Source organism: Pseudomonas vancouverensis, from assembly GCF_004348895.1.
GTDB lineage: Bacteria > Pseudomonadota > Gammaproteobacteria > Pseudomonadales > Pseudomonadaceae > Aquipseudomonas > Aquipseudomonas vancouverensis.
Genome location: NZ_RRZK01000030.1, coordinates 1 through 10,697 on the forward strand (window position 1 = coordinate 1; position 10,697 = coordinate 10,697).

Sequence of the window (10,697 nt, forward strand, 5' to 3'; positions counted from 1 at the left end):
AACGATGCATCGCCGATGGTAGTGTGGGGTTTCCCCATGTGAGAGTAGGTCATCGTCAAGATTAAATTCCGAAACCCCAATTGCGAAAGCAGTTGGGGTTTTGTTTTTGGCCGCGGAAAAGTCTCGATGCTCGGAATTCTATGCAATGGCTCATGGCGTGGCTATTATGCGGACCTCATTGTGAGGCGGGACTTGCATGCTGACGTTGTTAAAGCTTCTTGAAGATGGTCGATTTCATTCTGGGCAGGCCCTGGGTGCTGCCTTGGGCGTCAGTCGTAGCGCAGTATGGAAGCAGCTTCAGCAATTGGAGGCTGAACTGGGGCTGTCTATTCACAAGATCCGTGGTCGGGGCTATCAATTGTCTGCGCCATTGGCGCTCCTTGATCCCGGCGTAATACAGTCTCAATCGGCCTCATGCGCCTGGCCTGTCCAGGTTCACGATTCAATCGACTCCACGAATGCTGCGGCTCTTCGAGCGATAGAGCATGGTGGCGTGGCCCCTCTCCTGGTTCTTGCTGAGCGGCAAACGGCGGGGCGCGGACGGCGAGGGCGTAAGTGGGCAAGCCCTTTCGCTGAAAATGTCTACTACAGCCTGGTGCTGCGTATCGAAGGCGGTATGCGCCAACTGGAAGGGTTGAGTCTCGTGGTCGGGCTCGCTGTTCTACAGACGCTGCGTCAGCTCGGCATCTCCAATGCTGGATTGAAATGGCCCAACGACGTCCTGGTGGGGCAGAAAAAAATCGCCGGCATATTGCTTGAGTTGGTGGGCGATCCTGCGGACGTTTGCCACGTAGTGCTTGGCGTAGGCATAAATGTGAACATGCAATCGACCGAAGAGGTTGATCAGCAGTGGACATCCATGCGTCTTGAGTCGGGGCAGTTGTTCGATCGCAACAGGCTGGTCGCGGAACTGAGTTTGATGCTGCAGAAGTATCTTGCTCGTCATCAGGAGGGTGGTTTCATGGCGATCCAGCCTGAGTGGGAGCAGAGTCATCTGTGGCAGGGACGAAATGTGTCACTGATAGCAGGCACTCACCAAATAGAAGGTGAGGTGCTGGGTATCGATAGCCAGGGTGCGCTGCGCTTGAAGGTGGATGGTGTGGAGAAGGTCTTCAGTGGCGGTGAGTTGAGTTTGAGGTTGCGTGATGATTCTTGAGCTCGACTGCGGAAACAGTTTTATCAAATGGCGCGTGCTCGCAGCCAATGCCCGGCAGGTAATGGGTGAGGGGGTTGTCGACTCCGATCTTGCGTTGCTGGACGGTGTAAGGGCGATCGAAGGGCTTTCTCTGGTGTTCTGCCGGCTGGTGAGTGTCAGAACTGCCGAGGAAACCGCGTCCTTGACCGCCTTGCTATCGGCGACTTTCGGAGTCTCTGCGGTTTGTGCGGCGCCTGCGCTTGAAATGTCGGGTGTGCGCAACGGATATGAGTCATTCGAACGCCTTGGTCTTGATCGTTGGCTCGCAATGCTCGGGGGCTTTCATCTCGCGGCAGGTGCGTGCCTGGTCCTGGACTTTGGTACAGCGGTCACCGCGGACTTTATTGCGCCCGATGGCGAGCATCTCGGCGGGTTCATTTGCCCAGGCATGCCATTGATGCGCAACCAGTTGCGTACACATACGCGAAAGATCCGCTATGGCGACGTAGCTGCCGAACGTGCCCTGGAAAGTCTTGTGCCGGGGCGGACGACGGTTGAGGCGGTCGAGCGTGGTTGTCTGTTGATGCTGCGTGGTTTTGTGATGACTCAGCTTGAACTGGCCCGCAGCTATTGGGGTGAGAACTTCGTCGTGTTTCTCACGGGAGGGGACGCGGACCTGGTATCCGAGGTCGTACCCGAGGCCAGGGTTGTTCCCGACCTGGTGTTTGTCGGCTTGGCCATGGCCTGCCCTTTGTCTTGAGGTCCTTATGCGTTGGTTGTTCCTGTTGCTGCTTGTTCTCAACGGCTTCTACTACATCTGGCATCAACAGGAGGCTCCCCTGCGTGCGAAGGATGTCACGCCGCTGAGTTTGTATCGCGGAAGTCAGCAGGACATCCGCTTATTGAGTGAGGCTGGAGACGTCACTCGGGACAAGGCCAAGTCTGCGCCCGTCGACAGTGGTTGCCTTTACGTAGGTGGCTACGTTCGCCAGGAGTCCGCCCAGGCCGTTGAGCGGCGCTTGACGGGGATGGATGTCAAATTTCAAACCTTGCCCAAGGCAGCGTCCGAATCGGCTGGTTACTGGGTACGTATTGCCCCTGAAAGCCGGCGCTGGTTGGACGACGTGCAGCTGCAAAACCTTTCTAAAGAATTCAATGAGTTAAAACATAAAATAATGCCTTGCGAGGGGGTTGCGCCCTTCGAATAGTTTGCATAGAATGGCGCCCGCTCCACAGGGAACACCGGAAACGGCAAACGATGTGAAGCGAGGTCAACGCAGCTAAGCTCAGGTTTTTAATGAGAAAAATGCTTGACAGAAGGCTGGCATGATGTAGAATGCCGGCTCGCTTAGGAGGGGTTCCCGAGCGGCCAAAGGGATCAGACTGTAAATCTGACGTCTACGACTTCGAAGGTTCGAATCCTTCCCCCTCCACCATTTTAGCGAGAGCTGTAAGCCTCGCGGGTATAGTTTAGTGGTAGAACCTCAGCCTTCCAAGCTGATGATGCGGGTTCGATTCCCGCTACCCGCTCCAAGTTTACAGGTTTTGCACAGTGTTACGCTCTTGTAGCTCAGTTGGTAGAGCACACCCTTGGTAAGGGTGAGGTCAGCGGTTCAAATCCGCTCAAGAGCTCCATACAGAAGGCAGATATGAAAATATCTGCCTTTGTTTTAGGCGGCTAAGGCTGCGCCCCGTAGAGAGCCTCAAGGTTGTTGCTCTTGTAGGTCGGGGTGTTTTAGTCGGGTCGCCTAGCAAGTGGTTGTAAAGTCTTTTTCAGGTCTGCATAATGGTCGGCCTGATTTTGTTTTAGGTCAGTAGCTCAATTGGCAGAGCGACGGTCTCCAAAACCGTAGGTTGGGGGTTCGATTCCCTCCTGACCTGCCAGATTCACTCGGTGTGTCTGGCTTTCTTTTCACAGGATCTTCATAGATGACTCCTAAAGCTGAAGCTCAAGGCTCTCGTTTCGACCTCCTCAAGTGGCTTGTAGTAGTCGCTTTGGTGGTTGTTGGCGTTGTTGGCAATCAGTATTACTCTGCTTCGCCGATCCTGTACCGCGTACTCGCTTTGCTTGTTATTGCTGCCGTAGCTGCCTTTGTAGGCCTGCAGACAGTCAAGGGCAAGTCTTTCTTTGTACTGGTTAAGGAAGCGCGCACTGAAATTCGTAAAGTCGTATGGCCAACTCGCCAAGAAACCACGCAGACCACGTTGATCGTTGTGGCTGTTGTCCTGGTTATGGCGTTGCTGTTGTGGGGGCTTGATTCCCTGCTCGGCTGGCTTGTTTCCTTGATTGTCGGCTAAGGGTGTCCCGTGGCTAAGCGTTGGTATGTTGTGCATGCTTACTCCGGTTACGAGAAGCATGTAATGCGCTCGCTCATCGAGCGCGTAAAGCTGGCTGGCATGGAAGATGGCTTCGGCGAGATTCTGGTCCCCACTGAAGAAGTGGTTGAAATGCGCAATGGCCAGAAGCGCAAAAGCGAGCGTAAGTTCTTCCCTGGCTACGTGCTGGTGCAGATGGATATGAACGAGGGTACTTGGCACTTGGTCAAGGACACGCCTCGGGTGATGGGTTTCATTGGCGGTACTGCCGATAAGCCTGCACCGATCACCGATAAAGAAGCAGAAGCGATCCTGCGTCGCGTTGCTGATGGTAGCGACAAGCCGAAGCCGAAGACGTTGTTCGAGCCGGGTGAGTCGGTACGTGTTAACGACGGTCCGTTCGCTGACTTTACCGGTGTTGTTGAAGAAGTTAACTACGAAAAGAGCCGGATCCAGGTCGCAGTGCTCATTTTCGGTCGCTCTACTCCGGTGGAGCTCGAGTTCAGCCAGGTCGAAAAGGTCTAGTTGAGCAAAAATCCCAACCCCGCAGCCATAGGCTGTGGGGTTTTGTCGTCACTGGGATAAACGCGCAAGTAACCGGGGAGCCTTTCGAGGCGTTCGAACCCGTAATTGGAGTGCCTCATGGCCAAGAAGATTACCGCTTACATCAAGCTGCAAGTGAAGGCCGCTCAGGCTAACCCAAGCCCACCTGTTGGTCCTGCTCTGGGTCAGCACGGCGTGAACATCATGGAATTCTGCAAGGCTTTCAACGCCCGTACTCAGGGTCTTGAGCCAGGTCTGCCGACTCCAGTGATCATCACTGTCTACAGCGACCGTAGCTTCACTTTCGAAACCAAATCCACCCCTGCTTCGGTTCTGCTGAAGAAGGCGGCCGGTCTGACCAGCGGTTCCGCTCGTCCGAACACCGTTAAGGTTGGCACCGTGACCCGTGCTCAGCTGGAAGAAATCGCGAAAACCAAAAACGCGGATCTGACTGCAGCTGATATGGAAGCAGCCGTGCGTACTATCGCCGGTTCTGCTCGTAGCATGGGCCTTAACGTGGAGGGTGTGTAATGGCTAAGCTGACCAAGCGTCAAAAGGCTATCGCCGGCAAAATCGAAGCAGGCAAGGCCTACAACATTGTAGACGCCGCTGCTCTGCTGGCCGAGCTGTCGACAGTCAAGTTCAGCGAGTCGTTCGACGTTGCTGTAAACCTGGGTGTAGACCCGCGTAAATCCGACCAGGTCGTTCGTAGCGCTACTGTGCTGCCACACGGCACTGGCAAGACCGTTCGCGTTGCCGTGTTCACCCAGGGTCCAGCTGCTGAGGCCGCTCTGGCTGCCGGCGCTGACCGTGTAGGTATGGACGACCTGGCTGCCGAAATGAAAGGCGGCGACCTGAACTATGACGTAGTCATCGCATCCCCGGATGCCATGCGCGTTGTGGGTCAACTGGGTCAGATCCTCGGTCCACGTGGCCTGATGCCTAACCCTAAAGTCGGCACCGTAACTCCAGACGTAGCTACCGCGGTTAAAAACGCCAAGGCTGGTCAGGTTCGTTATCGCACCGACAAAAACGGCATCATCCACACTTCCGTTGGCAAGATCGGCTTCGACGCCGTCAAGCTGAAGGAAAACGTTGAAGCCCTGATCGCTGATCTGAAGCGTATCAAGCCAGCTTCCTCGAAAGGCATTTACGTCAAGCGCGTTACCCTGAGCACCACCATGGGCCCAGGTCTGGTTATCGACCAGAGCTCGCTGGACGCGTAAGACTAAGATTGGCGCGATTATTCGCGCCAGTTGAAAGATTGGGGTCCCTGCCTGGCGGGGGCTATCCAAGACCGTAGGCGACGCAAGTCTTAAACCACAAGCCTACGCAGATGGTGCTCCCGGTTCCTTACCGAATCAGACACCAAAACGACATCCGGCTCCGGCCAGATGAAACGGTAACAAGCAGGAGTTAAACCCGTGGCAATTAAACTCGAAGACAAGAAGGCCATCGTCGCTGAAGTCAACGAGGCTGCCAAAGTCGCTCTGTCCGCTGTCGTGGCTGATGCCCGTGGCGTAACAGTAGGCGCGATGACCGGACTCCGTAAAGAGGCTCGTGAAGCTGGCGTTTACGTACGTGTTGTACGTAACACCCTGCTCAAGCGCGCTGTTGCTGACACTGAATTCAGTGTTCTCAACGACGTGTTCACCGGCCCTACCCTGATTGCATTCTCGAAAGAACATCCAGGCGCTGCTGCCCGGATCTTCAAAGAGTTCGCAAAGGGTCAGGACAAGTTCGAGATCAAGGCAGCTGCGTTCGAGGGCAAGTTCCTCGCAGCTAACCAAATCGACGTACTGGCAACTCTGCCGACCCGTGACGAAGCAATTTCTCAGCTGATGAGCGTGATTCAAGGCGCTACCAGCAAATTGGCTCGTACTCTGGCGGCAATTCGCGACCAGAAAGAAGCTGCTGCAGCCTAAGGCTCGTCAACTTCTCGCGTTTTTTGTTTTTTTCGATGGTCGCGTAGGCCGTCCCCAATATCAGGAATTAGATTCATGTCTATCTCTCAGAACGATATCCTTGAAGCCGTTGGCAACATGTCCGTAATGGAAGTTGTTGAACTGATCAAAGCTTTCGAAGAAAAATTCGGCGTTACCGCTGCTGCTGCATCGGCTGGTCCAGCTGTTGCTGTTGCCGCTGCTGAAGAGCAAACCGAATTCAACGTCATGCTGACCGAAGCTGGCGAGAAGAAAGTTAACGTGATCAAGGCTGTACGTGAACTGACCGGTCTGGGCTTGAAAGAAGCCAAGGCTGTAGTTGACGGCGCACCTGCCATGGTTCTGGAAGCTGTTGCCAAAGACGCAGCTGACAAAGCCAAAGCAGCTCTGGAAGAAGCAGGCGCTAAAGTCGAGCTGAAGTAAGCATCGACTTTGCTCCTCCAGCCCGAGCGTTAAGCGACAGGCTGATGGCTGGTGGCTCTTGCCACCGGCCTTTTTCCGTTATTGGCAGCCGACTCGGTCGGCGCCGACAACGTGCTGTAACCACCCGATGCGGTGGCGCAAACCATGGGGTTTGCACGATTTTCTGGCTGCTCCCGTCGGGAGGGGCCAAACAAGCAGGTGACCAAGCTGGGGAACGCTGATGGCTTACTCATATACTGAGAAAAAACGTATCCGCAAGGACTTTAGCAAGTTGCCGGACGTCATGGATGTGCCGTACCTCCTGGCCATCCAGCTGGATTCGTATCGTGAATTCTTGCAAGCGGGAGCGACTAAAGATCAGTTCCGCGACGTGGGCCTGCATGCGGCCTTCAAATCCGTTTTCCCGATCATCAGCTACTCCGGCAATGCTGCGCTGGAGTACGTCGGATATCGTCTGGGCGAACCGGCATTTGATGTCAAAGAATGCGTATTGCGCGGTGTAACTTACGCCGTACCTTTGCGGGTAAAAGTGCGCCTGATCATTTTCGACAAAGAATCGTCGAACAAAGCGATCAAGGACATCAAAGAGCAAGAAGTCTACATGGGTGAAATCCCCCTGATGACTGAAAACGGTACCTTCGTAATCAACGGTACCGAGCGTGTAATCGTTTCCCAGCTGCACCGTTCCCCGGGCGTGTTCTTCGACCACGACCGTGGCAAGACGCACAGCTCCGGTAAACTGCTGTACTCCGCGCGCATCATTCCTTACCGCGGTTCGTGGCTGGACTTCGAGTTCGACCCGAAAGACTGCGTATTCGTGCGTATCGACCGTCGTCGCAAGCTGCCTGCATCGGTACTGCTGCGCGCGCTCGGCTACACCACCGAAGAAGTGCTGGACGCGTTCTACACCACCAACGTATTCCACGTGAAGGGCGAAAGCCTGAGCCTGGAGCTGGTGCCTCAGCGCCTGCGCGGTGAAATCGCTGTCCTGGACATCCAGGATGACAAAGGCAAGGTTATTGTCGAGCAGGGTCGTCGTATCACCGCTCGCCACATCAACCAGCTGGAAAAAGCCGGGATCAAAGAGCTGGATGTGCCTCTGGACTACGTCCTGGGTCGCACAACCGCCAAGGTCATCGTGCATCCGGCAACCGGCGAAATCCTGGCAGAGTGCAACACCGAGCTGAACACCGAGATCCTGGCGAAAATCGCCAAGGCCGGCGTTGTTCGCATCGAAACTCTGTACACCAACGATATCGACTGCGGTCCGTTCGTCTCCGACACGCTGAAGATCGACTCCACCAGCAACCAACTGGAAGCGCTGGTCGAGATCTATCGCATGATGCGTCCTGGCGAGCCGCCAACCAAAGACGCTGCCGAGACCCTGTTCAACAACCTGTTCTTCAGCCCTGAGCGCTATGACCTGTCTGCGGTCGGCCGGATGAAGTTCAACCGTCGTATCGGTCGTACCGAGATCGAAGGTTCGGGCGTGCTGTGCAAGGAAGACATCGTCGCGGTACTGAAGACCCTGGTCGACATCCGTAACGGTAAAGGCATTGTCGACGACATCGACCACCTGGGTAACCGTCGTGTTCGCTGCGTAGGCGAAATGGCCGAGAACCAGTTCCGCGTTGGCCTGGTACGTGTTGAGCGTGCGGTCAAAGAGCGTCTGTCGATGGCTGAAAGCGAAGGCCTGATGCCGCAAGACCTGATCAACGCTAAGCCAGTGGCTGCGGCGGTGAAAGAGTTCTTCGGTTCCAGCCAGCTGTCGCAGTTCATGGACCAGAACAACCCGTTGTCCGAGATCACCCACAAGCGTCGTGTTTCCGCACTCGGCCCTGGCGGTCTGACTCGTGAGCGCGCGGGCTTTGAAGTTCGTGACGTACACCCGACTCACTACGGTCGTGTATGCCCGATTGAAACGCCGGAAGGTCCGAACATCGGTCTGATCAACTCCCTGGCTGCCTATGCGCGCACCAACCAGTACGGCTTCCTCGAGAGCCCGTACCGCGTGGTGAAAGACGCTCTGGTCACCGACGAGATCGTGTTCCTGTCCGCCATCGAAGAAGCTGATCACGTGATCGCTCAGGCTTCGGCCACGATGAACGACAAGAAAGTCCTGATCGACGAGCTGGTAGCTGTTCGTCACCTGAACGAATTCACCGTCAAGGCGCCGGAAGACGTCACCTTGATGGACGTATCGCCGAAGCAGGTAGTTTCGGTTGCTGCGTCGCTGATTCCGTTCCTCGAGCACGACGACGCCAACCGTGCGTTGATGGGTTCGAACATGCAGCGTCAAGCTGTACCGACCCTGCGCGCTGACAAGCCGCTGGTAGGTACCGGCATGGAGCGTAACGTAGCCCGTGACTCCGGCGTTTGCGTCGTGGCTCGTCGTGGCGGCGTGATCGACTCCGTCGACGCCAGCCGTATCGTGGTTCGTGTTGCCGATGACGAAGTTGAAACCGGTGAAGCCGGTGTCGACATCTACAACCTGACCAAGTACACCCGCTCCAACCAGAACACCTGCATCAACCAGCGTCCGCTGGTGCGTAAGGGTGATCGGGTTCAGCGTAGCGACATCATGGCCGACGGCCCGTCCACCGACATGGGTGAGCTGGCGCTGGGTCAGAACATGCGCATCGCGTTCATGGCATGGAACGGCTTCAACTTCGAAGACTCCATCTGCCTGTCCGAGCGTGTTGTTCAGGAAGACCGTTTCACCACGATCCACATTCAGGAACTGACCTGTGTGGCCCGTGACACCAAGCTTGGCCCAGAGGAAATCACTGCGGACATCCCGAACGTGGGTGAAGCTGCACTGAACAAGCTGGACGAAGCCGGTATCGTTTACGTAGGTGCTGAAGTTGGCGCAGGCGACATCCTGGTCGGTAAGGTCACTCCGAAAGGCGAGACCCAACTGACTCCGGAAGAAAAACTGCTGCGTGCGATCTTCGGTGAAAAAGCCAGCGACGTTAAAGACACCTCCCTGCGTGTACCTACCGGTACCAAAGGTACTGTCATCGACGTACAGGTCTTCACCCGCGACGGCGTTGAGCGTGATGCTCGTGCACTGTCGATCGAGAAGTCCCAACTGGACGAGATCCGCAAGGATCTGAACGAAGAGTTCCGCATCGTCGAAGGCGCTACTTTCGAACGTCTGCGCTCCGCTCTGGTCGGCCACAAAGCCGAAGGCGGCGCCGGTCTGAAGAAAGGCCAGGACATCACCGACGAAGTACTCGACGGTCTTGAGCACGGCCAGTGGTTCAAACTGCGCATGGCTGAAGATGCTCTGAACGAGCAGCTCGAGAAGGCCCAGGCCTACATCGTTGATCGTCGCCGTCTGCTGGACGACAAGTTCGAAGACAAGAAGCGCAAACTGCAGCAGGGCGATGACCTGGCTCCGGGCGTGCTGAAAATCGTCAAGGTTTACCTGGCAATCCGTCGTCGCATCCAGCCGGGCGACAAGATGGCCGGTCGTCACGGTAACAAGGGTGTGGTCTCCGTGATCATGCCGGTTGAAGACATGCCGCACGATGCCAATGGCACCCCGGTCGACGTAGTCCTCAACCCGCTGGGCGTACCTTCGCGTATGAACGTCGGTCAGATCCTTGAAACCCACCTGGGCCTCGCGGCGAAAGGTCTGGGCGAGAAGATCAACCGCATGGTTGAAGAGCAGCGCAAGGTTGCCGAGCTGCGCAAATTCCTGCACGAGATCTACAACGAGATCGGCGGTCGTCAGGAAAGCCTCGATGACTTCTCGGACCAGGAAATCCTGGACCTGGCTCAAAACCTGCGTGGCGGCGTTCCAATGGCCACTCCAGTGTTCGACGGCGCCAAGGAAAGCGAAATCAAGGCCATGCTGAAACTGGCAGACCTGCCAGAAAGCGGCCAGATGCAGCTGACCGACGGCCGTACCGGCAACAAGTTCGAGCGCCCGGTAACCGTTGGCTACATGTACATGCTGAAGCTGAACCACTTGGTAGACGACAAGATGCACGCGCGTTCTACCGGTTCGTACAGCCTGGTTACCCAGCAGCCGCTGGGTGGTAAGGCGCAGTTCGGTGGTCAGCGTTTCGGGGAGATGGAGGTCTGGGCACTGGAAGCATACGGTGCCGCTTACACTCTGCAAGAAATGCTCACAGTGAAGTCGGACGATGTGAACGGCCGTACCAAGATGTACAAGAACATCGTGGATGGCGATCACCGTATGGAGCCGGGCATGCCCGAGTCCTTCAACGTGTTGATCAAGGAAATTCGTTCCCTCGGCATCGATATCGATCTGGAAACCGAATAACACGTGACGCGAATCGAGAGCGGGGCAGGACTGCCCGCTCTCT

At 56.1% G+C, this 10,697-nt stretch carries 10 protein-coding genes and 4 tRNA genes; all 14 read left to right on the forward strand.

Annotation, left to right across the window (positions count from 1 at the left end):
• The first annotated feature begins 196 nt into the window (after positions 1–196).
• The 14 genes from birA (at position 197) to rpoB (ending at position 10,654) form a co-directional block, all read left to right on the forward strand.
• Positions 197–1,156 carry a bifunctional biotin--[acetyl-CoA-carboxylase] ligase/biotin operon repressor BirA gene (gene birA, locus EIY72_RS22095; protein WP_093229654.1) on the forward strand — a complete coding sequence of 320 codons (960 nt, stop codon included), beginning with the start codon at positions 197–199 and terminating at the stop codon, positions 1,154–1,156.
• The gene (locus tag EIY72_RS22100) at positions 1,146–1,895 is read left to right on the forward strand and encodes a pantothenate kinase (RefSeq protein ID WP_093229656.1); all 750 of its coding nucleotides are present in this window, start codon (positions 1,146–1,148) and stop codon (positions 1,893–1,895) included. Before birA ends, EIY72_RS22100 begins: the two co-directional genes overlap by 11 nt.
• Positions 1,896–1,902: 7 nt before the next feature.
• Positions 1,903–2,343 carry a hypothetical protein gene (locus EIY72_RS22105; RefSeq protein WP_093229659.1) on the forward strand — a complete coding sequence of 147 codons (441 nt, stop codon included), beginning with the start codon at positions 1,903–1,905 and terminating at the stop codon, positions 2,341–2,343.
• Positions 2,344–2,486: 143 nt separating this feature from the next.
• A tRNA-Tyr gene (locus EIY72_RS22110) sits at positions 2,487–2,571 on the forward strand.
• A gap of 23 nt (positions 2,572–2,594) precedes the next feature.
• Positions 2,595–2,668, forward strand: a tRNA-Gly gene (locus EIY72_RS22115).
• Between the two features lie 26 nt (positions 2,669–2,694).
• Positions 2,695–2,770: transfer RNA gene (locus EIY72_RS22120), tRNA-Thr, on the forward strand.
• 173 nt (positions 2,771–2,943) lie between these two features.
• Positions 2,944–3,019 (forward strand) — tRNA-Trp (locus tag EIY72_RS22125).
• Positions 3,020–3,064: 45 nt separating this feature from the next.
• On the forward strand, positions 3,065–3,433 hold the full coding sequence (gene secE, locus EIY72_RS22130; protein WP_007896620.1) for a preprotein translocase subunit SecE: 369 nt from the start codon (positions 3,065–3,067) through the stop codon (positions 3,431–3,433).
• Positions 3,434–3,442: 9 nt separating this feature from the next.
• Positions 3,443–3,976, forward strand: a complete 534-nt coding sequence (gene nusG / locus EIY72_RS22135; protein WP_007984405.1) for a transcription termination/antitermination protein NusG — start codon at positions 3,443–3,445, stop codon at positions 3,974–3,976.
• 117 nt (positions 3,977–4,093) lie between these two features.
• Positions 4,094–4,525 (forward strand): 50S ribosomal protein L11, encoded by a 432-nt coding sequence (gene rplK / locus EIY72_RS22140; RefSeq protein ID WP_007933726.1) that lies wholly within the window; start codon positions 4,094–4,096, stop codon positions 4,523–4,525.
• A complete protein-coding gene (rplA, locus tag EIY72_RS22145; RefSeq protein ID WP_003228754.1) occupies positions 4,525–5,220 on the forward strand; it encodes a 50S ribosomal protein L1 in 696 nt (231 codons plus the stop codon). The genes rplK and rplA overlap by 1 nt, the downstream gene beginning before the upstream one ends.
• 198 nt (positions 5,221–5,418) lie before the next feature.
• A complete protein-coding gene (gene rplJ / locus EIY72_RS22150) occupies positions 5,419–5,919 on the forward strand; it encodes a 50S ribosomal protein L10 (protein ID WP_007970413.1) in 501 nt (166 codons plus the stop codon).
• 75 nt (positions 5,920–5,994) lie between these two features.
• A complete protein-coding gene (gene rplL, locus EIY72_RS22155; RefSeq protein ID WP_093229662.1) occupies positions 5,995–6,360 on the forward strand; it encodes a 50S ribosomal protein L7/L12 in 366 nt (121 codons plus the stop codon).
• A gap of 220 nt (positions 6,361–6,580) precedes the next feature.
• A complete protein-coding gene (gene rpoB / locus EIY72_RS22160; protein ID WP_093229665.1) occupies positions 6,581–10,654 on the forward strand; it encodes a DNA-directed RNA polymerase subunit beta in 4,074 nt (1,357 codons plus the stop codon).
• Positions 10,655–10,697 lie beyond the last annotated feature (43 nt).